Origin of the sequence: Streptomyces sp. NL15-2K (assembly GCF_030551255.1) — a bacterium.
Lineage (GTDB): Bacteria > Actinomycetota > Actinomycetes > Streptomycetales > Streptomycetaceae > Streptomyces.
The window spans coordinates 9,524,349-9,547,076 of the sequence record NZ_CP130630.1 but is presented as its reverse complement, the minus strand read 5'-3'; the positions used below and the strand labels follow the sequence as shown (position 1 = coordinate 9,547,076).

Annotated in this window: 18 protein-coding genes; 5 read left to right on the top strand and 13 right to left on the bottom strand. The window is 71.5% G+C overall.

Going from position 1 to position 22,728, the window contains the following annotated elements; translation table 11 throughout:
* Positions 1–77: 77 nt before the first annotated feature.
* On the bottom strand, positions 78–215 hold the full coding sequence (locus Q4V64_RS42605; RefSeq protein ID WP_172629534.1) for a hypothetical protein: 138 nt from the start codon (positions 213–215) through the stop codon (positions 78–80).
* Between the two features lie 130 nt (positions 216–345).
* On the opposite strand from Q4V64_RS42605, the gene Q4V64_RS42600 reads away from it, so the two are divergent.
* Positions 346–2,067, top strand: coding sequence for an ABC transporter ATP-binding protein (locus Q4V64_RS42600; RefSeq protein ID WP_253267402.1), 1,722 nt, complete (start codon positions 346–348; stop codon positions 2,065–2,067).
* Positions 2,068–2,078: 11 nt separating this feature from the next.
* A complete protein-coding gene (locus Q4V64_RS42595; RefSeq protein ID WP_124444587.1) occupies positions 2,079–4,061 on the top strand; it encodes an FAD/NAD(P)-binding protein in 1,983 nt (660 codons plus the stop codon).
* 397 nt (positions 4,062–4,458) lie between these two features.
* On the opposite strand, the gene Q4V64_RS42590 is transcribed toward Q4V64_RS42595, so the two are convergent.
* From Q4V64_RS42590 to Q4V64_RS42555, 8 genes are all read right to left on the bottom strand, one after another.
* On the bottom strand, positions 4,459–4,761 hold the full coding sequence (locus tag Q4V64_RS42590) for a transposase (protein WP_303714178.1): 303 nt from the start codon (positions 4,759–4,761) through the stop codon (positions 4,459–4,461).
* A gap of 222 nt (positions 4,762–4,983) precedes the next feature.
* Positions 4,984–5,586 carry a helix-turn-helix domain-containing protein gene (locus tag Q4V64_RS42585; RefSeq protein ID WP_303714177.1) on the bottom strand — a complete coding sequence of 201 codons (603 nt, stop codon included), beginning with the start codon at positions 5,584–5,586 and terminating at the stop codon, positions 4,984–4,986.
* 76 nt (positions 5,587–5,662) lie between these two features.
* Positions 5,663–6,091: a hypothetical protein gene (locus Q4V64_RS55625; protein WP_348540824.1), complete on the bottom strand. Its 429-nt coding sequence runs from the start codon at positions 6,089–6,091 to the stop codon at positions 5,663–5,665.
* Positions 6,088–8,256: an SWIM zinc finger family protein gene (locus Q4V64_RS42575; protein ID WP_253266783.1), complete on the bottom strand. Its 2,169-nt coding sequence runs from the start codon at positions 8,254–8,256 to the stop codon at positions 6,088–6,090. Before Q4V64_RS42575 ends, Q4V64_RS55625 begins: the two co-directional genes overlap by 4 nt.
* 683 nt (positions 8,257–8,939) lie before the next feature.
* Positions 8,940–11,750, bottom strand: coding sequence for a DEAD/DEAH box helicase (locus Q4V64_RS42570; protein WP_124438107.1), 2,811 nt, complete (start codon positions 11,748–11,750; stop codon positions 8,940–8,942).
* A gap of 189 nt (positions 11,751–11,939) precedes the next feature.
* Positions 11,940–12,515, bottom strand: a complete 576-nt coding sequence (locus Q4V64_RS42565; protein ID WP_124438098.1) for a sugar kinase — start codon at positions 12,513–12,515, stop codon at positions 11,940–11,942.
* Complete coding sequence (locus Q4V64_RS42560) at positions 12,512–13,660, bottom strand: ROK family glucokinase (RefSeq protein WP_124438108.1); 1,149 nt, start codon at positions 13,658–13,660, stop codon at positions 12,512–12,514. The genes Q4V64_RS42565 and Q4V64_RS42560 overlap by 4 nt, the downstream gene beginning before the upstream one ends.
* Positions 13,661–13,876: 216 nt before the next feature.
* Complete coding sequence (locus Q4V64_RS42555) at positions 13,877–14,614, bottom strand: GntR family transcriptional regulator (RefSeq protein WP_124438099.1); 738 nt, start codon at positions 14,612–14,614, stop codon at positions 13,877–13,879.
* Positions 14,615–14,743: 129 nt separating this feature from the next.
* Here Q4V64_RS42555 and Q4V64_RS42550 point away from each other — a divergent pair, with 129 nt between their 5' ends.
* Positions 14,744–15,766, top strand: coding sequence for a Gfo/Idh/MocA family oxidoreductase (locus Q4V64_RS42550; protein WP_124438100.1), 1,023 nt, complete (start codon positions 14,744–14,746; stop codon positions 15,764–15,766).
* Between the two features lie 116 nt (positions 15,767–15,882).
* Here the strand turns inward: Q4V64_RS42550 and Q4V64_RS42545 are convergent, their stop codons facing one another.
* The 3 genes from Q4V64_RS42545 to Q4V64_RS42535 all read right to left on the bottom strand — a co-directional run bounded on the left by Q4V64_RS42545 (position 15,883) and on the right by Q4V64_RS42535 (position 19,429).
* Positions 15,883–17,067, bottom strand: a complete 1,185-nt coding sequence (locus tag Q4V64_RS42545) for a cytochrome P450 (protein ID WP_124438101.1) — start codon at positions 17,065–17,067, stop codon at positions 15,883–15,885.
* Positions 17,068–17,158: 91 nt separating this feature from the next.
* A complete protein-coding gene (locus Q4V64_RS42540; protein ID WP_124438102.1) occupies positions 17,159–17,824 on the bottom strand; it encodes a response regulator transcription factor in 666 nt (221 codons plus the stop codon).
* A 333-nt stretch (positions 17,825–18,157) separates the two neighbouring features.
* Positions 18,158–19,429, bottom strand: coding sequence for a histidine kinase (locus Q4V64_RS42535; RefSeq protein WP_124438103.1), 1,272 nt, complete (start codon positions 19,427–19,429; stop codon positions 18,158–18,160).
* A gap of 171 nt (positions 19,430–19,600) precedes the next feature.
* Here Q4V64_RS42535 and Q4V64_RS42530 point away from each other — a divergent pair, with 171 nt between their 5' ends.
* Positions 19,601–19,801, top strand: coding sequence for a hypothetical protein (locus tag Q4V64_RS42530; RefSeq protein WP_124438104.1), 201 nt, complete (start codon positions 19,601–19,603; stop codon positions 19,799–19,801).
* A gap of 541 nt (positions 19,802–20,342) precedes the next feature.
* Positions 20,343–21,278, top strand: coding sequence for a CHASE3 domain-containing protein (locus tag Q4V64_RS42525; protein WP_303714173.1), 936 nt, complete (start codon positions 20,343–20,345; stop codon positions 21,276–21,278).
* Between the two features lie 93 nt (positions 21,279–21,371).
* On the opposite strand, the gene Q4V64_RS42520 is transcribed toward Q4V64_RS42525, so the two are convergent.
* On the bottom strand, positions 21,372–22,652 hold the full coding sequence (locus Q4V64_RS42520; protein WP_303708850.1) for an IS701 family transposase: 1,281 nt from the start codon (positions 22,650–22,652) through the stop codon (positions 21,372–21,374).
* Between the last annotated feature and the right edge of the window lie 76 nt (positions 22,653–22,728).

The following is a 22,728-nucleotide window of genomic DNA, read 5'->3' as shown; positions in this document are numbered from 1 at the left end:
ATGCCGCACGCGGCCGAGAGCACCGCAGCTCGATCAGGGAAGGAGGTGAACATCATGGCGAACTTCGTACTGGGGCTTCAGGGAATGGAGTCCGAGGCGAACAACCAGGACGTCCTCGCGAGCAGCTGGACGTCGGTCTGCTGCAAGTGCAGCTGGGTCAGCACGAGCTGCTGACCGAACTCGGCCGCGTCGGGGGCGGGGCTCACTCGCTCCAAGCCCTCGGCGTGGCCGGCCGGGCCATCGGTGGAACGTACGAGAGAGCAGGTGGAATGCCATGCCCTTCCTTTCGGAAGGACGACGATGAAGCAGGCCGGACGGGTGAGGACTCGTGATCTCGTGCGCTATATGCGTGGGCACGCGCTCGCCATGTCTCTCGCGGCGGTGCTCTCCCTCGTCGCCGCCGGCGGGACGCTCCTCCAGCCTGTGCTGGTGCGGTCGGTCATCGAGGCCATCTCCGCGTCGCGGTCGACTGTGGCATCCACTGTCGCGCTCGTCTCGCTACTGGTGGGAGCGGCCGTGATCAACGGGTTCCGGGATTACATGCTGCGGCGCGTCGGTGAGGGCGTTGTGCTGCGGATACGACAGCGGCTCGCGGCGCATGTGCTGAGACTCCCCGTCGCCGAGTACGACCATCGCCGTACCGGGGATCTGCTCTCCCGCATCGGATCGGACAGCTCAATGCTGCGGTCCGTCGTCACCTCGGGGCTGTTCGAGGTCTTCACCGGGACGCTGATGATCATTGGCGCGGCGGTCGCCGCGTTCCTGGTCGACCCTCTGCTGTTCGCGGTCACCGCCGGGGGCCTCATCGCCGGTATCGCGGGAGCAGCGGTGATCGCGCACCGTACCCGCCCGGCCTCCGAGCAGGCCCAGATGCTGCTCGGAGAGATGACGTCCGGACTGGAGCGTGCGATCGGCGGCGTACGGACAATTCGGGCCGCGCGGGCGGAGCAGCGGGAGACCGAGGCGATCGTACACAGCGCCCGCCGTGCTTACGGGATGGGACTGCGGCTCGCCCGACTGCAGGCGCTCACACTGCCCGTGGCGCACATCGCGACGCAGGGCGTGTTCCTGCTGGTATTGGGTGTGGGAGGTGCCAGGGTTGCCGCCGGCGGGCTTTCGGTCGGTGACCTCGTGGCGTTCGTGCTGTTCCTGTTCTTCCTGATCATGCCGGTAGGTCAGCTCATCGGCGCCTACTCCCAGTTGCAGACCGGCCTCGGTGCGCTGCAACGGATCGAGGACGTGCTCCGCGTGCCGACCGAGACGGACGGGGACGTCGTGTCCGGTCAGCCGCCGCGAGAAAACCGGGGGACGTCCCCGCTCTTCGGCGTCGGATCCGTCCCCGCGCTCGCCTTCGACCGTGTGACGTTCGGTTACGGAAAGGGCGAGACGGTCGTGGAGGACATCAGCTTCAGCGTCTCCCCGGGCACCCGCACGGCCCTGGTCGGCCCGTCGGGCGCCGGCAAGTCGACTCTGCTGGCGCTGGCCGAGCGTTTCTACGATGTACGGTCCGGCGCGATACGGCTGCACGGGACCGACATCCGCCAGGTGTCACGGGACGAGCTGCGCAGCCGGCTCGGTTATGTGGAGCAGGAGGCACCGATCCTCGCGGGTACCCTCCGGGAGAACCTGTCACTCTCCGCGCCGGGCATGTCCGACGACGACCTGACAGCTGTCCTGCACAGCGTCAACCTTGACGAGATCGTGCAGCGGTCTCCGCTCGGACTGGACGCGCAGGTGGGCGAAGGCGGCGTCCTGCTGTCCGGCGGTGAACGCCAGCGTTTGGCCATAGCCCGTACGCTCCTCGCCGCGCCTCCGATCCTGCTGCTGGACGAGCCGACCAGCAATCTCGACGCCAAGAACGAGCAGGCGTTCCGCGCGGCGATTGACGCCATCCCCACCGACCACACGCTGCTGATCGTCGCCCATCGACTGGCCACCGTGGTCGACGCCGACCAGATCGTCGTCGTCGACCACGGAAGGGTGGTGGGCGCGGGTACCCACGACGAGCTCATAGAGTCCAGCACGCTCTACCGCGACCTGGCCTCCCATCAACTGCTCGTGGCCTGAAGGGAGGACTGATGAACGAGATCCGCCGCACCACCGGTGCCGACGAAAGCGGCCCGGCGTCGTACCGGGCGAAGAATCCGAGCATCGCGGTCATCGGCTGCGGACCACGCGGGACATCCGTACTCGAACGCATCGCCGCGAACATACATCTCCTCGCCCCTGACGAGCGCCTGGACATCCACGTCATCGACCCGTATCCAGCCGGTGCCGGACGGGTATGGCGCCAGGATCAGTCCCCGCTGCTCTGGTCGAACACCCGGGCCGACGAGTGCACACTCTTCACCGACGACACGGTCACCTGCCAGGGCCCTGCCGTCGAAGGCCCCACGCTGGAACAATGGGCGCGGGATCTCGCCACCGGACGCCTCCCCCTTCCGCCGGGCTACCAGCCCGCCCCAGGGATGCGGGAGGAAGCCGCGCGCGTCCACGCCGGCTGGTTCGCCACACGGAAGCTCACGGGTGACTACCTCGCTTGGTTCTTCTGGCGGAGCGTCGCTGTCGTGGCGCCCCGCGCCCACGTCCGGACGCACCAGGCGTTCGTTCTGTCCCTGGGCGATCTGCCCGACGGCCGCCAGCGCATCCAACTCGACGGCGGCAAAACCGTGGACGCGGACCTGGTGATTCTGGCGCAGGGACACTTCCAGGTGAAACCGCAGGGTCCGGAACCTCGGCTCTCCCAGCACGCGGCAGCCCACCACCTCACCTACCAGCCGACCGCGTCCACCTCCGACGTCTCACTGGACGCGTTCCCTGCGGGCGAGCCCGTACTGATGCGCGGATTCGGGCTGACCTTCATCGACATCATGGTGCTCCTCACCGAGGGACGCGGCGGGCGCTTCGGGCGCGAGCCGTCGGGCGAGTTGCGCTACATACCGTCGGGCCGTGAACCCACGCTGTACGTGGGTTCCCGCCGAGGTGTGCCGTACCGCTCGAAATTCGCATACGTCCTGCCGGGGCCGCCGCCCCGTATACCCCGCTACTTCTCCCCCGCTGACTTCGCCGACCACTCCTTGGATTTCGCCTCCGACCTGTGGCCCGCCCTCGCACGGGAGCTGACCGTGGCCGGCTACCGGGAGCTGGCACACTCCCATCCCCACCGCCTCGGAGTCGACGCCGGAGAGTTCCTCGACCGGTTGGACGCCGCGCAGTGGCAGAGCCCTGAGTTCAAGGACCTGATCGAGCAGGCCGTGCCCGACAGTCGTGACCACATCGATGTCGACGGGCTGGACAGACCGCTGGCGAACCGCCGCTTCTCCGACGCTGCGGCCCTGCGTGCGTGGATGCTGAACTACCTCGCCGACGACCTCGAGAGAGGGCGGAACCCGCGGTACAGCGCCCATTTGGCCGTCTACCACGCCATCTTCTCGATCTCGCAGGCGCTGTGGGCCGTGGTCCAGCGGGGAGAGGTCGAGCCCGGCAGCGGAAGCCACAGCATGACGGCATTCTTCGACTTCTGCCGATTCCGTACCAGCGGCCCGCCGGGACCACGCCTCGAACAGCTTCTGGCCCTCGCCCGCGCCGGCGTGGTCGACTTCGTCGGCGCGAACATGAAGGTGACCTGCAGAGGCGGCGTGTTCGAAGCGCGCACCAGCAGCTTGGACAGGGTCGTACAGGCCCGGGCTCTGATCGAGGCCCGCTTGCCGGGACGCGCCCTCACGCGCGTGGCCGATCCCCTGCTCCTCCACCTCATCGGCGAGGGTGAGATCAGGGAACAGGTGCAGACCGACCCCACCACCGGCCGACGGCAGCCCACGGGCCTCATCGACACACTTCGCGCCCGCCCCTTGGGACTCGACGGCTCTCCGCACCCGAGACGCTTCGTCACCAGCCCGGGCGACTTCCCCCGGCCGCGTACCAACGATCCGTTCCTGCACCAGAGCGACGCGGTGGCCAGGGAGGCGCTCCACACACTCATCGAGGCGCAAAGCGGACGTCAGGCTTCGCCGCCCTCTCCGACCCCACCTGGGCACGGTACTGACCGATACCCCTCATGAGTGCGCCTGCGGCGTTGACTCATGGGTGGCCGCTTTGATCGGCTGTCACAGCGGTCCGCCTGTGCCCTGAGCAGGGTCGGGGACTGGTGCGGTGGCTGCCGCCGTTTTCCAGTCCCCGCCGCTTCAAGTGAAGTAGACCGCCGACGAGGTGCCCGTGGCGCGGGTCCTTTTCCGACGGCCCCTTCCCGAACGGGACAGGCGAGTTTCCCAGCATCCCGCTCTCCAGTGATCACTTCCGAGAGACCGTAGAACGAAGCGCCTCACGGCGCACACCGGCCATGCAGTTCTCCCGCACACGGCTTTGCGAACCGAACTACGCCTCGCCTGGACGAGCGGCTTGAGGCTCCGGTCGCACGCTCCATCGCCCCAACGCCCGCTGACACTAGTGCTTCGTTCCTCAAAGGACGTACACATATCGGCGGCGTAAGCGCCGTGTGGGCGGTGCGGGTCTGCCCCAGATCCAGGGTCGGGCGCGGGCGTTGAGCTGGGCTGTGGCCACTTCGGTGGCGTGGGTGATGTGGTCGCGGTCGCCGAAGGAGCGTCCGGCCAGGGCGGTCTTGCGGAAGATGCGCCACCAGCCCTCTTGAAGGTTGAGCCAGCAGGCGCCGACCGGGATGAACACGTGCCTGATGCGGGGGTGGTCCTCGAGCCAGGTCCGGGTGGACACGCTGTTGTGCGAGGACAGGTTGTCGGTGATCACATAGATGTCCCCGACGGGGGTTCGCGTCCTCGACCAGCTGAAGGAACTGCTGGTAGAAGGCGCTGTTGCGGGAGGTGGCGGTCATCGTGAGTTCCTGGCCGTCGCGGACGCGTAAGGCGCCGTAGACCCAGGTTTCCTCGGGTCCGCGGGAGTAGTCGATCTCATTCTTGATGCGGTGCCCGTCCGGTGACCAGCCCGGTGCCGGCGGGAAGGTGCGTGGGATCACCGGGCCGAGCTCGTCGGCGCGGACGACTGTCGCGCCGGCGGGCGGGCTGGTGTAAAGCTCGACGATCCGCGTCCTTTTCCCTCGAAGTCCGCATCTCTCGAGCGCGTCCACGAGCGCGTGCGCCGCCAACGCACACCCTCAGCCAGCAGGATACGGCGCACCTGGGAGCGGCTGACCTCGATTCCCAGGCCCCGGGCCGCGGCAGCCAGTGCGTCCAAGGTCCACTGCGAGGGTCCCGACTCGTCCGCGGCCCACATCTCGTTCGACGGCTGCACCTCGAGCCGACCGGGCGGAGTCTGCTTGACCATCGCGATGATCCCGGAGCGTTCGGCTTCGGTGATCCTTCGCTTGCGGCCCTGCCCGCCCAGATCCTCCAGACCCTCAAGCCCCGAGCGGTTGAAGCGGTGCAGCCAGCGCCGCACGGTCTTCTGACTGCACCTCAGCTCGTCGGCGATCCGCGGGACCAGCCAGCCGTCCCAGCTCAGCTCCACCATCCGGCACCGCTCCACGAGAACCTTCGGCGCCTTCCTGGCAGCCGCCAGACGGTGGACCACCGCTTGCTCGCCCTCGTCACGGCCCGGCCGTGCCCGTAACACCATCGTCCAGCACCCGCCCCCGAGCACCCGCAACCACCCCGCTACCAGCAGCTATACCCACCGAAAGCGGAATTCAGCACTAGTGACCTGTCCGGCGGATCATGCCGCAGACGCGGGGTCTGGCACGCCCATCTGCGTTCATTAGTCGCCGCCGATTTCCTGCGACCTGATCCGCCGGACAGGCCCCAGGCGCACCCGAGATGCTCGTCGAGGGCCTCTCCAGGGCCATTGCCGGGGCGCCATTGCCGCCGATCGCCATGTGCGTCGGCTCACCAGGGGCGGGACCAGGGTTTGGCCTGGCGCCGGGTGGCGTGATGGAGCCGAGGAGATGGAGATTGAGGGCCTCGGCGCTGGGGCTGCCTGGTTCGGCGTGGTAGATGACCAGTTGCCGGCCGGGTGCGTCGCGTACGTCGAAGGACCGGTGGGTGAGGGTGAGGGGGCCGACGTCCGGGCGGAGGAATTGCCTGGCGTCCTGGGTCTTGGCACGCACCGTGTGACTGGGGGTCACAGGTCGTCCGGGGTGCCGAGGCCCGTCAGGGCGCCGACCGGGTCCAGGTCGGGCGTGCCGCGGGGCCACCAGTCGTCGTGGCCCGGCTCCGACTCGTAGGCGTACCACAGGCCGTCGCGGCCCAGGCGGAGCTGGACGTGGCCCTGCGGGTGGGTGAGGCGGTTGCGCCAGGGGCGGAAGGCGGGCAGATCGGCGGCGAGGAGGAGGGGACGGGCGCGGTCGAAGCGGCCCGCCGGCGGGTCCCAGGCCTCTTCCAGGACGGCGAGGCCCGCCGGACCGCCCTGGCGCCAGGCGGCGACCGCGCGCGCCAGCTCGGCCGGGGCGCGGCCGGCGGCGGAGGCGAGGGAGGCGTAGAGGGCGCGGCTGCCAGCGGTGAGTCCGGAGCCGGGGCGGGCCGCGGCGAGCCGCACCGCGTCCTGCCACAGGGTCAGTTCGCCGACCGGGTCGCGGCCGGTGCCGAGCAGGGCGTGGGCGCGGGCTGCCGCGTCGGTCGCCAGCTGATCCAGAGCGAAGGGATCCGGGCCGCCCGGGGCCGCCGGGTACGCCGGGGGCTGCTCGGGATGCGGGGGTGGGGGCAGGGGCGCTGGGAGGGGCGGAAGTGCGCGGGGCGCGAGGGCGTCCGTGGCCCGCACTCCGGGCAGCTGCGTCGGACCCCGTTCCTGGGCGGCACGGGCCGCGCGGGTGGCGCTCAGGCGGGACAGGGCGTCGAGCAGGTCGCGTTCGCCTCGGCCGCGCAGCAGGAGCAGGACGAAGGGGTCGGCGTCGAGCAGGCGTGCGGTCTGGTAGCAGAGGGCGGCGGCGTGCTTGCAGGGGTGGCCGCGGTCGGGGCAGCTGCAGTGCGGTTCGAGTTCGCCGGGGCCGGGGAGCAGACGGACTCCGCACTCGGCGAGGGAGTGGGGCATCTCCCTGTCGAGGAGCGCGGCGATGTGTCCGGGCCGATCGGCGGCGCTGTCCAGGAACCGCGCCCAGTCTGTGTCGTCGAGGGTGCGCAGCCGCACCTGCACGCGGTACGGCCTGGGGCGGCTCCCCTGGACGTAGGCGAGGACGAGACCCGGCGTCACCGTGATGGCGTCCACGTTCCCCTGCTCGGCATAACCCCGCCCGCGTGCCAGCCGCTTGGCATCCAGCGCGCCCTCCTCCAATGCCGCCACCCACGCGTTCCCCCACCACGTCGCCGCGAACCCCGCGGCTCCCGTCCGGGGAGGGAAGGCGGGGAACGTACGGCGCAGTTCGCTGTCGCGGCCGGGGGCAGCCATGGAGTGGGGGACGCGGGGGGTTGCGGGTGGGGTGGGGGTGGATGTGCCGGTTGGCGGACGGGCCGAGAGCGGGGCCGAGGGCTGGGGCTGGGCCGGGGTGGGCCTCGCCGTGCCCGGTTGGCGTTCCTGGGCGGAGGCGGGCTCCGGCTCCGCCGCCTCGGGCCGGCCCGTCCGGGTCGGGGTGGACTGCGTCGGGCCGGGATGGTGCGGCGGGGGCGAGGCGGGAGTCGCCGGGCCGGGGTGGATCGACGGGACCGGTTCGGGCATCGCCATGTCGTGGTGGGTCGATGGAGCCGGTTCGGGCCTCGCCGTGGCGGTCGGCTGTGTGGGGTTGGGTGGGGTGCCTGCGGTGGCTTCGGTAGCTACGGTGGCTGCGGTGGCTGCGGACATGTGGTCAGTCGAAGTCGGGCTGCCCGGACCGTCGTTGTCGTCCCCGCCCTGAGTCAGGCGCTCCACGGCGGGATCGATCCCTGGTCCGCCCCGCTCCTCCCCCGCCAGCTCCGCCGCCGCAGGCATACGGAAGGCATCGGCGAGCAACTCCCGTACGTCCCGCGCCCTGGCGTCGGTGGCGCGGCCTCGTGCACGGCCGCTCTCCCCGGAAGCGGGGCGAGCCTGGCGTCGCGCCCGACGCGGGCGCTCGGCTTCCTCCCCCTTGGCGTCCGCCCGCTCCCGGCGGCCATCGCCGCGAGCGGCGCGCAGCGCTTCGCGCGCGGCATCCGCGGGCCGCCCGCCTCGGCGGTCGGCTTCGTCGCCCCGTTCGGTCGCGCCGGACCCGGCTGTACGGCCCGCTTGGCCCGCGTTGCCCCTGGACGTGCCGGCCGATACCGCCCGTCCGATGTCGGAGGCTGCCGCCGACGCCTCCTGACCCGCGTCGTCCGAACCGTCCGGCTCGATGTCGCAAGGGCCCACCTCGCGCGACCGGCCCGCTCCGACGTCAGAACGACCCGTCTCTCCCGACGCATCCGGCCCAACACCAGGACGGCCCGTTTCACCCGACCCGCGCGATCCGACCCCAGGACGCCCCGACTCGCCCGCCCGCCCCGACTCGCCCGCCCGGCCGGCCGGGACGTCAGGATGACCCGACTCATCCGCCCGGCCCGACCCAACACCACGACGAACCGACTCACCCACCCGCCCCGACCCAACACCACGACGAACCGACTCACCCACCCGCCCCGACCCAACACCACGACGAACCGACTCACCCACCCGCCCCGACCCAACACCACGACGAACCGACTCACCCACCCGCCCCGACCCAACACCACGACGAACCGACTCACCCGGCTCCCCCGCCCCGACTTCAGCAGCCGTAGGCTCCCCCACCACGTTGTCGGGGCTCTCGTCGAGCCCGGTGTCGTCGTCGATGCCCTCGTCCGTCCCGCGGCCCCCGCGCTCCCGCGCCTCCCGCAGCGCCGCGCGAGCCGCGTCGGCCGGCCGGGCCTCGTGTCCCGTGGGCTTCGGGGGGACCGGCCGATCCGCGGCCGGGTCGCCGGGCGGCCCGGGCCGTTCGGCGTTCGCACCCGGCCCCCGGCCTCCGCGCTCCCGCGCCTCCCGCAGCGCCCGGCGTGCCTCGTCGGCGGGGCGGGGCGTCACGATGTCCTCCGGAGCGAGACCAGGTCGGCGAGTTCGCGGTCCGTCAGTTCCGTGAGGGCCGACTCGCCGGAGCCGAGGATCGCGTCGGCCAGGGCCCGCTTGGACTCCAGCATCTCGGCGATGCGGTCCTCGACCGTGCCCTCGGTGATCAGGCGGTGGACCTGGACCGGCTGGGTCTGGCCGATGCGGTAGGCGCGGTCGGTGGCCTGTTCTTCGACGGCCGGGTTCCACCAGCGGTCGAAGTGGACGACATGGCCCGCGCGGGTGAGGTTCAGGCCCGTGCCGGCCGCCTTCAGCGACAGGACGAGGACCGGTGTCGCTCCGCTCTGGAAGCGGTCCACCATGCGCTCACGCTCCGGAATCGGCGTACCGCCGTGCAGGAGGTCCACCGGGATCGCGCGGGCGGCCAGGTGGGAGGTGATCAGGCGGGCCATCCCGACGTACTGCGTGAAGACGAGCGCCGAGCCGTCCTCGGCGAGCAGGGTGTCCAACAGCTCGTCGAGCAGGGGCAGTTTGCCGGAGCGGGCGGCGAGTCGGTCGCCGGCCGTCGGCGGTAGGTCCTCCTTCAGATACAGCGCGGGGTGGTCGCAGATCTGCTTCAGCGCACCCAGCAGCTTCAGCACCAGGCCCCTGCGGGCGATGCCCTCCGCCGTCTCGATCGTCAGCATCGACTCGCGCACCACCGCCTCGTAGAGCGCGGCCTGTTCACGGGTGAGCGGGACCGGGTGGTCCGTCTCGGTCTTGGGCGGCAGTTCGGGGACGATGCCGGGGTCGGACTTCTTGCGGCGCAGGAGGAAGGGGCGGACCAGTCGGGCGAGCCGGGTCACCGCCTCCTCGTCCTCGCCGTTCTCCACCGCGCGCGCGTGGCGGGCGCGGAAGGACTTCAGGGGGCCCAGGAGCCCGGGTGTCGTCCAGTCGAGGAGCGCCCAGAGTTCGGAGAGGTTGTTCTCGACCGGTGTGCCGGTCAGGGCCACGCGCGCGGGGGACGGGATGGTGCGCAGGGCCTTCGCCGTCGCCGAGTAGGGGTTCTTGACGTGCTGTGCCTCGTCGGCGACGACCATGCCCCACGGCTGCTGGGCGAGCGTGGGCGCCGCCGACCGCATGGTGCCGTACGTCGTGAGGACGAAGCCGCCGTCGAGGTCGTCCAGGGTGCGGTCCGAGCCGTGGAAGCGGCGGACGGGGACGCCGGGCGCGAACCGGGTGATCTCGCGCTGCCAGTTGCCGAGCAGGGAGGCCGGGCAGACGACGAGGGTGGGCTCGCTGCGGGCCCGGCGCAGGTGCAGGGCGATGACGGTGATCGTCTTGCCGAGCCCCATGTCGTCGGCGAGGCACCCGCCGAGGCCGAGGGTGGTCATGAGGTCCAGCCAGGCCAGGCCCCGGAGTTGGTAGTCGCGCAGGGTGGCGTGCAGGCCGGGTGGTGGTTCGGCGGGTCGTACTCCGGCCGTCAGACGGTCGCGCAGGGTCGCCAGGGCGCCTACGGGGATCGCCTCGACCGTCTCGCCGTCGACCTCCGCGCTTCCGGTGAGGGCGACGGACAGCGCGTCGACCGGGTCGAGCAGGCCCAGTTCGCGCTTGCGGGCCTTGCGGACGAGGGCCGGGTCGACCAGCACCCACTGGTCCCTCAGGCGCACGACGGGCCGGTGGGCCTCGGCGAGCGCGTCCATCTCGGCCTCGCTGAGCGGATCGCCGCCGAGCGCCAACTGCCAGCGGAACTGGAGCAGTTCCTCGCTCTCGAAGAAGCCGGTGCCGTCGGTCGCCGAGCCCGGCGCGGGCCGTACCACCGCGGCCGCGGTCAGGTCCTGTGCCAGGTCACGGGGCCAGTGCACGGCGACTCCGGCCGCCGCGAGCCGGGTCGCCGCGACGCCGAGCAGGTCGCCCAACTCCTCGCCGGACAGGGCCAGTACGTCCGGCACGTCCTGCTCGGAGAGCCGGTCGAGGGGCGGCCAGACGCGGGCCGCTCGGCGCACGGCGAGGGCCGCGTCCACGCGGGCCCGGGGACCGAACGCCGCGTCCGCGTCACCCGCCCACAGGGCTGCCGCGTCGGCCACGAGGGTGGGGTCGGCGAGGCTGTGCACCTGGACGACGGCCGCGCCCGCACGGTGCAGGCCCTCGTCACCTTCGGCGTCGAAGAGGTCCTGCGCCGACAGGTCCAGGCGGAGCGAGATCCGCACGCCCGCGTCCATGCCGGCGGCGACCTCCGCGGCCCAGTCCTGTGCGTCGGGAAGCCGCTGGGGCTCGCGCGCGGCGAAGGGCTTCCCGCAGGCGTACGGAGCGGCCGGAGTGCGGGGCAGGGTGTCGGCGACCGCGTCCAGGAAGGAGCGCATCAACGCTTCCGGTTCGGGCAGCCGGAGCGGGCCCGTGCCGGGCAGCGGGACCGCATGTCCCTCGTACGGCAGGGCGGCCGCGACCGCGCGCAGGTGGGCGATGTCGTCCGGGTCCAGGGGCCCGGCCCGCCAGGCGTCGTGGCCGGTGGCCGTCAGGCCCGGCAGCAGCCGGCCGCGGGCGGTGAGCCGCAGGGCGTGCAGCGCGGCCGCTCCCCAGCAGACGGTGGCCGGGTGGGCGGCCGGGTCGCGCCGGGCGCGGACGAGCAGGGGCAGGGCCTCGTCCAGCGGAAGCGACAGTGCGGGGGTGGTCCTGCGGCGAACTCCGGCACCATGGCGACGTACGACAGTGAGTTCTGTGGGTGCGGCGGGCAGGGGTCCGCCTTCCGGGTCCCAGAAGGCCATCCGCCCCTCGCGCGGGAGGAGGGGCCCGGGCAGGAACACGGCCGCGAGTCGGACGGGGACGGACTCCCCCGCTCCCCCCATGCCCGCCGCTTTTCCGGCGGGCGCTCGTCCGGGCGCACGCTCCCGCTCGGCCACCGCAGCCCTGTCGCTCATACGTCCTGTCACCTCCCGCCCGTGTGTCGGATCAGTCGTCTTCGACTCTACGGGCGGGGTCTGACAATCGGCCCCGGCGACCGGCTGGGGCCCGGCGCCAGGCCCTGTCGACAGGGCCTAGGGAACCGTGCGCGAGACGACGTACACCATGAGGTTGGCCGGGTCGGCCCGGTTCACGACGATGTCCTGGGTGGGGGCGGGGTTCTTCTGCCTGTGGACCAGGCCCGACCACGGGCCGGGTCCGGTGAACTTCCAGCCGGTGACGCTCCGGTCGCGGGCGCCGATCGTGAGGTCGCCCTGCTCGAGGTCGTCACGGTTGACGCCCACGCCCGTGAGGAAGGCGTCCAGGCCGGCGTCGGTCGTCCGGAACTGGACGTACAGACGGCTGGTCTTCCAGTTGTTGGTCTCGTAGTACGCGACCTGGTCGGCCGGGTGCGGGACCGGCACCTGGTAGATGCGGCGCTGGACCTTGGACGGCCAGCCGGCGCTCAGGCCGGTCGCCGAGTACTTCTTCTCCTTGTCCTTGCCGCTGTCGCGGCTCTGGTTGGCGGAGATCACCAGGTAGCCGGCCGGCACGCCGATGAGCAGCACGATGATGAGCAGGGTGAGCGCCCTGCGGCGGATCATGTGGCGCCGGTCCTCGGGTGGCGGCTCGTCCGGGAGCGCGGCCTCGCGCGCCAGCGAGGCCGTCATGCGGAGTCCCGGGTCGTGCGGCGGGCCTCCACGTACCGCGCATAGCGCTCGTAGCGCTCCACGCGGCGCCGGTTGGCGCGGCGGAAGCGGCGGGCGACGAGGCGGGCGAGGTCCGCGGCGCCGACCATGCCGGCCTCGGGGCCGAGCTGGGCGCGGGCGATACGGGCCTCGGGGCGGTAGCCGCGGCCGGTCAGGTTGCGTCGGAAGGCGTCCCGCGCGGGGCCGATGAGCAGGTCGTCGGCGGCCGAGACGCCGCCGCCGATCACGAAGCAGGAGGGGTCGAGCGCGGCGGCCAGGTTGGCGATGCCGACGCCGAGCCACTGGCCGATGTCCTGGAGCAGTTCGATGCACATCGCGTCGCCCTCGCGGGCCAGCTCGGTGATCATCGGGCCGGTGATGTCGGCGATGTTGCCCTTGACGTGCTCGATGATTCCGTACGCCACCGGGGAGTCTGCCGCGGCGAGCTCGCGCGCCTCCCGGACCAGCGCGTTGCCCGAGCTGTACTGCTCCCAGCAGCCGCGGTTGCCGCACGGGCAGCGGTGCCCGCCGGGAACGACTTGCATGTGGCCGAACTCGCCCGCGACGCCGTACTTGCCGCGCTTGACCTGGCCGTCCTCCAGGATCGCGCCGCCGATGCCGGTGCCGAGCGTGATCATGACGAGATGGTCCTCGCCGCGGCCGGCGCCGAAGCGCCACTCGGCCCAGGCGGCGGTGTTGGCGTCGTTGTCGACGAGTACGGGGACGGCGAGGCGCCCTGCGATGCGGTCGCGCAGCGGCTCGTTGCGCCAGGACAGGTGGGGCGCGAACAGCACGCGGTTGCGGTCGGCGTCGACCCAGCCGGCCGCGCCGATGCCGACGGCGTGCACGTCGTGCCGGTCGGAGAGGTCCAGGACCAGTTCGACGATGGTGTCCTCGACGACCTTGGGGCTCTTGGACTTGTCCGGGGTCTCCGTGCGGAGCTTCTCCAGGATGTTGCCGTCGGCGTCGACGACGCCCGCCATCACCTTCGTGCCGCCGATGTCGATGCCGACCGTCGGCACGCGGGGTGCGGTCAGGTGCGAGCGGCGCTCCCTTGTGCCCACCGTGCGGAGCGCTGGCGCGCGGCGGGAGCCGATGGGGGCGCTGAAGTTGCCGTAGGTGCTCATCAAGGCCCGATTCTGCCTCACGCTCACGCTGGGTGCCGAACAGGGGAGCAAAGGTGCGGTTACTGCGATTTGCCGGATGCGCGTGTGTTTGGGGCTGGTCGCGCCCACGCGGCGGAGCCGCACATCGATACGCCCCGCGTCCCTTGGGTCCGCTGCGGCGCGAGTGGGACGCAATGTCCTGACAATGGGATGAATGCGACCCCGCCGCAGAAGGCTTCAGGGCCGTACGAGCAGCTGGAACTCGAAGGAGTAGCGGGACGGGCGATAGGTGTGGGTGCCGTACTCGACCGCGCGGCCGGTGTCGTCGAAGGTCGTGCGCTGCATGGTGAGCAGCGGGGCGCCCTCCTCCTCGGCGAGCCGCTCGGCCTCGGCGGCGGTGGCCGCGCGGGCGCCGATGGACTGGCGGGCACTGTGCAGCGTGATCCCCGCGGCGCGCATCATGCGGTACAGGCCGGTGGACTCCAGCTGCTCGGTGTCCAGGTCGAGCAGGCCGGGCGGCAGGTAGTTGCACAGGTACGCCATCGGCTCGCCGTGCGCGAGGCGCAGCCGCTCCACGCGGTGTACGTCGCTGTCCTCGGGCACGCCGAGCGCGGCCGCGATCTCGGCGGGAGCCGGGACGACGGTGTTGACGAGGACCCTGGTGGCGGGGCGCTGCCCGGCCGCCTCCAGGTCGTCGTAGAGGCTGCTGAGCTCCAGCGGCCGCTTGACCTGGCTGTGCACGACCTGGGTGCCGACGCCGCGGCGGCGCACGAGCAGGCCCTTGTCGACGAGCGACTGGATGGCCTGGCGGACGGTGGGCCGGGACAGGCCCAGCCGGGCGGCGAGCTCGATCTCGTTGCCCAGCAGGCTGCCGGGGGTGAGCGCTCCGTGCTCGATCGCCGCTTCGAGCTGCTGGGACAGCTGGAAGTACAACGGCACCGGGCTGCTCCGGTCCACACTGAGCTCGAGCGTCACAGTCGGGTCCACTCCTGGTTTCGGCACGGGCTGAGCGTAGCTCCGTGACGGGTTGACGGGAAGTTGTGTAGTCCGATTGTCCGGACATATGCATTGACAGCGCGCCTGGTCCGGCCGCAGGTTGGATCCATGCGCATCGGAGTCATCGGTACGGGCCGCATCGGCACCATCCATGCGAACACCCTCAGTCGGCACCGCGAGGTGGGCTCCCTGATCCTCACGGACGCGGACCCCGCGCGGGCCCAGGAACTCGCCTACCGGCTGGGAGAGACGGCGGCGCCGGGGGTGGACGAGATCTACACGTGGGGCGTGGACGCCGTGGTGATCACGACGGCGACGTCGGCGCACGCCGAACTGATCGGTCGGGCAGCACGCTCGGGGCTTCCCGTGTTCTGCGAGAAGCCGATCGCCCTCGACCTGCCGGGCACTCTGGACGCGCTCGCCGAGGTGGACGCGGCCGGCACGGTCCTGCAGATGGGGTTCCAGCGCCGCTTCGACGCGGGCTACACGGGCGCGCGCGAGGCGGTACGGTCGGGCCGGCTCGGGCGGCTGCACACCGTCCGGGCGCTGACCTCCGACCAGGCTCCGCCGTCGGCCGCCTCCCTGCCGCAGTCCGGGGGCCTGTACCGGGACACCCTGATCCACGACTTCGACATCCTGCGCTGGGTGACGGGGCACGAGGTCGTCGACGTGTACGCGGCCGGGTCCGACGCCGGGCCGGCGATGTTCCGCGAGGCGGGCGACGTCGACACGGGCGCGGCGCTGCTCACCCTCGACGACGGGACCCTGGCCACGGTCACGGCGACGCGGCTGAACGGAGCGGGCTACGACGTCCGTATGGAGCTGGCCGGGGAGCTGGACCAGATCGTCGTCGGTCTGGACGACCGGACGCCGATCGCGTCCACCGAGCCGACGGGGCCGCCGGCGGCGGACAAGCCGTGGACGGGCTTCCTGGAGCGGTTCGGGCCTGCCTACGAGGCTGAGCTCGCCGCGTTCGTGGAGGTCGTACGGGGTGAACGGGCCAACCCGTGTGACGGGCGGGAGGCGATGCAGGCGCTGCGGATCGCCGAGGCCTGTGAGGTGTCGCGGCGCGAGCGAAGACCGGTGCGTCTCGGGGAGATCCTGGGGGACGCCGGAGCGGCGGTGATGTGAAGGGCTCCGCCCCTTCGCCCCCGCCAGAGGGCTCCGCCCCCTGGCCCCCCTGCCTGTGCCCGCCCGGCACGCGACTCGGTGAGCCGAGAAGCGGGCCTCGAAAGGACAACCGCCCACTACCAGCGCACCGGCAAGCTCCGCAGCCCCCGTATCAGCATGCCCGGGAGCCAGTCGCCGGGTGGGCCGTCGAGGGTGAGGGCGGGGGCGCGCTCCAGCAGCGAGCGGATCGCCGTGCGGGCTTCGAGGCGGGCCAGCGGGGCGCCGAGGCAGTAGTGGATGCCGTGGCCGAAGGCGACGTGGCCGCGGGCGTCGCGTCGGATGTCGAAGCGGTCCGGGGCGGGATAGCGGGCGCCGTCGCGGTCGGCCGCGGTGAGGCCGATCATCACCGGGTCGCCCTTCTCGACGGGGATGCCGGCGATCTCCAGGGGCTCTGCCGCGTACCGGAAGGTCGCGTTCTCCACCGGGCCCTCGTAGCGCAGCATCTCCTCCACCGCGCCGTCGACGAGGGTCATGTCCGCGCGCAGGGCGGCCAGTTGGTCGGGGTGGGTGAGCAGGGTGTGGACGCCGCTGGTGATGAGGTTGACGGTCGTCTCGTGACCCGCGATCAGCAGGACGAAGGCCATGCCGCGCAGTTCCCCCGGGGAGAGCCGGTCGCCGTCCTCGGCGGTCGTGCGGACCAGGTCGCCGAGCAGGTCGTCGCTCGGTCCGGCGCAGCGTTTGTCCTCGATCAGCTCCGTGAGGTACTCGGCGAGCCGCACGACGGCGTCGTAATTGCTCTGGGAGCTGGCGGGTGCGACCACCTCCGTCGACAGCTTCCGGAACTCCGCGCGGTCCATCTCGGGCACGCCGAGGAGTTCGCAGATCACGGTGATCGGCAGCTGGTAGGCGAACGACTCGACCAGGTCGGCGCGGCCGAGCGGCAGCATCGTGTCGAGCAGTTCGTCGGTGATCTCCTGGATCCTGGGCCGCAGCGCCTCGACCCTGCGCATGGTGAAGGCGCGGGAGACGAGCCCGCGCAGACGGGTGTGCTCGGGCGGATCGGTGAGCAGCAGATAGCGGCCGATCAGCTCCTCGTCGAGGAACGTCACGCCGATTCTGCTGCCGTCCTTGGACAGCCGGGGATCGGCGAGCGCGGCGCGCGCCTCCTCGTACCCGACGACGAGCCAGGTCCAGTAGCCGTCGTCGGAGCCGGGCGGCCGCACCCGGTGCACCGGGCCCAGGGCGCGCAGCTTCGCGTACACGGGATGCGGATCCGTGCGGAACGCGTCGCCGTACTTCCCGAGATCGATCACCTCTGCCATGGCATTCCCCCCTCGCCCGAACTCTTCTCACCGACAACGGGCGGGAGCGCCGCCTAGTGCCCGTCATGTGCCCGTCCAGCGTTCGTCCTCCTCAGCTTTCCTCCAGGAGTCCCGCGTCGTACGCCAAGAGGGCGATCTGCACCCGGTTGTTGAGGTCCAGCTTGGCCAGGATGCGGGAGACGTGGGTCTTGACCGTGGCGACGCTCATGAACAGCGTGGCGGCGATCTCGGCGTTGGACAGGCCCCGGCCGACCGCGACGGCGACCTCGCGTTCGCGGTCGTTGAGCGTGGCGATCCGGGCACGCGCGCGCGTGCGGCGCGTGTCGGCGGCGGTGCCGGCCGCGTGTTCCATCAACTGGCGCGTGACCGCGGGCGACAGGACGGGGTCGCCGGCCGCGACCCGGCGCACCGCCTGGAGGATCTCGGCGGGCGGGGTGTCCTTCAGGACGAATCCGGCGGCGCCCACGCGCAGGGCGCGCAGCACCTGCTCGTCGGCGTGGAAGGTGGTCAGCACCACGACCTGCGGGGCATCGGCCCGGCCGCGCAGCCGCTCGGTGGCGGTCAGACCGTCCACCGACGGCATCCGGATGTCCATCAGGACGACGTCCGGTCGGGTGCGGTCGACGAGCGCCTCCACCTCGTCGCCGTCGCCGGCCTCGCCGACGATCCGGATGTCGTCGGCGCCGCCCAGCATCAGGGCCAGGCCGGCCCGAACCAGCGGGTCGTCGTCGACGAGGAGCACTCTGATCGCGGTCATGGGCCCTACGTAATCACGGTAATGCGGCCCGAGTTGGCGGACCGCGGCTGGTCACGGGTGGCAGACGGTGTGTTCGGTGGTTGGTCACGAAGTGGCAGGCGGTGGTCGGGGCGGCTGCTCATAGGGGCGGACAGGCCGTGGTCGGGGTGGCTGCTTACAGGGGCGGGCAAAGGAGGTCGGGGCGGCTGCTCACGGAGACGGACAGACGGTGGACGGGGCAACCACTCACGGAGACGGACAGACGACGGTCGGGGCGACTGCTCTGGGGAGACAGTTGTCGGGGCAACTGCTCACGGGACGGCCGATGACGCCGGAGCCGGTTGATCCCGGGATTCAGTCGGCAGGCGTCCCCCACGGCAGCCAGGCCCGCACCCGGAACCCCCCTTCCTCGTCCGGACCGTGCTCCAGTCGGCCTCCGGCCAGCGTGGCCCGTTCGGCCAGTCCGATCAGGCCCTGCCCGGAGCCGGGGACGTGGGAGACCTCGCCGTCGGGCGGAGGGTTGCGCACGGACACGGTCAGGCCCTCGCCGGGGGCGCCGGTGACGGACACCGTGACCTCCGCGCCGGGGGCGTGCTTGCGGGCGTTGGTCAGGCCTTCCTGGGTGACGCGGTAAGCGGTGCGGCCGACCGAGGCTGGGACTGCGGCGGGGTCGGTGACACGGCTGTCCAGGATGACCTTCATGCCGGCCGCGCGGGACTCGGCGACCAGCCCGTCCAGCGCGGCGAGCGTCGGCTGGGGACGGCCCGCGTCGTCGGGCTCGGCCGCGCGCAGGACGCCGATGATCTCCCGCAGGTCCTGCAGGGCCTCGTGCGCGCTCTCCCGGATGACGCCGGCCGCCCGGGCGACCTCCTCACGGGGCGCGTCCGGCCGGAACTCCAGGGCGCCCGCGTGCACGCTCAGCAGGGTCAGCCGGTGCGCGAGCACGTCGTGCATCTCGCGGGCGATGGCCTCGCGGGCGAGTCGCTGCGCCTGCTCCGCCCGCAGCCGTGCCTCCGTCTCGGCGCGCCGGGTTCGGTCGCGCAGACTCAGCACGAGCTGCCGCTTGGACCGTACGAACATGCCCCAGCCGACCAGCGCCGCGATCAGTGGCACGAACACGATGACCGAGACGGCGTACGGCAGGTCGGGGTCGGGGCGCATCCAGAAGTAGAACGGAACCGTCGCCATGTTGATGCCGCCCACCCAGGCCACGTACCGGAAGGGGCGGTGCACGGCCAGCGTGAACAGGGCGATCACGCACGCGCCGCCCGCGGTGTCCGAGATCATCCCGACGGGGAGCGTCGCCACGGCCAGCCCGACCGGCCAGCGGCGGCGCAGCCACACCGCGGCACAGGCGAGCGCACCGAGCCACTGGTCCACGACGGCGAGGGCGTGCGGCACGTGCGGGTTGGCGGTCACGGCGTCCGCGCCGCCCAGGCCGACGAGAACGGCCAGCAGGAAGCAGGAGAAGTCGACGATCCAGTCGCGCGCGGTGCGCCGGGGCCGCCGCCCGGGCCGGTCGGCGTCGGGGTCGAGCTCGTGGAGCACGGCGGACGGAAACAGCCACCGGCGCCCCACGAACGTCGACGGCACTTCCGCCAGCTTGTCACCACTCACGGTCGACAAATCTACGCAGTGTCAGCCCGCGGCACCTCCGTGCGGGCGACATCCCCGACCAAAGTCGCGCGACGGCAGACTTTCGGCCCTGCCGGCCGGGAGGGACCAAGAACTTCCGTCGGACGTGCCTCGCCTCGCGGCCGATGTGCGTGGGGGGTCCGGGGGGCGAGGGTCTTTGCCATGAAGCAGTTTCTGGAGCTACTCGGATTCCTCACCCTGGTGCAGGGCGCGATGGGCCTGATCCACGAGTTCACCGACTGGCACATCGGCCTCGTCCAGCGGGTCGGCTTCCTCGACGGCTATGAGATCTACGCCAGCGTCACCCTGATCGTGCTGGCGATCGCGCTGTTCGCCGTCGCCGAGAGCCAGAATCCCGGCTGAGCTCCGGAGTCCGGCCGAGAACTCAGAACAGGCCCTACTACGTGAACCCGTCGGCTCTCCAGTTCCAGGGCGAAGATTTCCAGCTCGAGTGTGCGGTCGTCGACACATACGTATCCTCACAAAAGGTGTCGGAGGAACCGATGCCGACCCGGCCTTCCGTACGCGGGTCGGCACGGCTGACGTCCGCCGGGGTCATCGCGGTGGGCGGGCTATCGCGGTCTACGTGTGGCTCGCGCGCACGGCGGCGGGCCAGCCGGCGCCGGGGGAACGCCGTGCTCTCTGGGCGCCCGCAGAACAGGGCGCCGTACATCGCCAGACCGGGTTTGCCGTCGGCTGATGACACGGGAGAGAGCACATGCACGGCGGGTGTGCGCCGGGCGGATTCTGGTGAAAAGGTCTTCTGTCAGCATGCAGATACATTGCACACGCCAGGTTTCTCGATCCTTTCATCGGTACGCGGAGTATGAGCGCGTCACAGGAGTACAGAGGTCGGCGACTGGGGCTGACAAGCCTCACAGTCGCGGCGAGCGGCCTGCTTGCCTTGCTGATCGGTGTCGCGTTCGCCGTCCTGCTGTGGGCGATCTCCGACGCGAACAGCTCCACCTCGGCCAGACGAGCCTCCCGTACAGCTCTCGTCGAGGTCGGCGCCATGGAACAGGTGCTCCTCGATCTCGAAACAGGACAGCGCGGCTTCGTGATAACGAAGCGGGAAACGTTTCTCCAGCCGTGGCACAAGGCGCGCACCGCTCTCCCCGCGGAGGCGCGGCGGTTCGCCGAGAGCGCCACATCACCGGAACAACGGCGCACTGCTGAACAGGTCACTCGGGGCGTCGAATCCTTCCCGAACGACTACTCGGTCCCGCTGGTCGAGATGGTCCGGCGGGACGATCCAGCCGCGTCCAGCCTGAAGCGGACCACGGAGGGCAAACAGCGCGTCGACGCCCTGCGTGCCCAGTTCGACCAGTACACGGCGGACGAACGCGAGCAGCTCGCGGCGCGCACGGACGCCGCCGGTACCAACAGCCGCCAGGCGGTGCTCGCGGCGGCCGTGGGGCTCGCGGCGTCGACCGCGCTCGTGGCCGTCTTCACCGTGCTCCAGCACCGTGCGGTGGTACGGCCGGTGCGCGGGGCGGCGGCCGCGGCGGAGGAGTTGGCGGGCGGCGACCTGAGCATGCGGATACCGCCCAGCAGGGTGGCGGAGATCGGAGCGCTGGGCACCTCCTTCAACACCATGGCGGCCTCGCTCCAGGACAGCCGCCGACGCATCATGGACAACACCGAGGCCGTGCACCGGCGTACAGCCAGGGACCTGCACGACGGGGCGCAGCAGCGTCTGGTCAGCCTGATGATCGGGCTGCGGCTCGCGCGGGAGATGATCCCCGAGACCGAGACGGCGGCGACCGACCTGCTGGACCAGTCGATCGGCAGCGCGTCAGTCGGGACCAAGCTCACCGTCGGAGGCGAGGAGGAGCCCTAGTAGGACTCCGTTAGGTCTTTCTCGATCTTGGCGTTGTGTAGGTCCTGGTGGGCAGGGTTTGGTGGCAGGTGGTGCAGATGCCGGTCCAGCACCTCAAGACGTCCTGGAGGGTCTCGAGGACTTGGTAGAGGGTGAGACCGGCCCGGGCACTTTTGGGGCCAGGCGCTGTTCGGTGAGGAAGGCGTGGGCGGCGGTCACGAGGGTGACGTGGTGGTGCCAGCCCGGCCAGGAACGCCCTTCGAAGTGGTCCAGGCCCAGGCCGTGCTTGAGTTCGCGGTAGTCGTGCTCGATGCGCCAGCGGACCTTCGCCAGACGGACCAGGTCGGCGATCGGAGTGTCGGCCGGCAGGTTGGACAGCCAGTAATCGGTCGGCGCCTCGGCGCCGGAGGGCCATTCGACCAGCAGCCAGCAGTCGGGCAGGATCCCGTCCCACCAGCCCTGTCCGGCCGAGGCCGCAGCTTTGATCGGGCGCTCGACGGCCTTGCCGGCGGGACGGACACGCACGGCGGCGAAGCGGGAACGTAACTCCCCTCTCGAGCCGTGCCGCCAGGTGAGCGGGGTGAATGCGTCTTGATCAAGGCCGGCGGCAAGGGCCGCCAAGGACGGTGCTGGATGCCGGTAGCGGGGCTGTGGCCAGCAGCCGACATGCCCGTTGCGGGCTGGGGCCTCAGGCTCCGCGTCCAACGGATGGGCGGTCACATCGCCGCGGACGGCCAGCACGTAGGCGACTTGGCGGTCGGACAATGCGGCTCGCAGATGCGCGTTGGTGCCGTAGGCGGCGTCAGCCACCACAGCCGGCGGCCTCATGCCCCAGCCGGCGAGCGTGTCGAGCATGTCCAGGGCCAGGCGCCACTTCTCGCGGTGCGTGACGTCCGCCGGGATCCGCGCGAGGTCCCGGCGGACGGTGTCCGATACCCACTCCTCAGGCAGGAACAGACGCCATTGCAGCGGGCAGGAGGCGGTGTCGGTGGCGGCGTGAATACTGACCGCGACCTGGCAGTTTGCTCTCTTTCCCAACGCTCCGCAGTACTGCGGAGCCACCCCGGCCGACATCCGGCCGTCCTTGGGCACCGACACATCGTCGATCACCCACGCCGCCGGACCGATCAGCGGCAGCATCCGTTCGCAGATCCTGCGCTGCACCGGCACCGGATCCCACGTGGACTGGTTCACGAACTGCTGCAGGTTCTGCTCGTTGCCGTCCGGTAATCGCGAGGCCATGGCCTGGATGGACTTGCGCCGACCGTCCAGCATCAGTCCGCGCAAGTAGCAGTCGCCCTTGGCCCGCTGGTCCTTCCGCGGCACCGAGGCGAACACATCCGCCACGAACAGCGCCAACTTCGCCCGCACACGGTTCACTTCATGTGCATCCACCCAACCCAACATGCTCCCGAACAGGCCCGACCGGAAGACCTAACGGAGTCCTACTAGTGCCCCGACGGGCAACGTT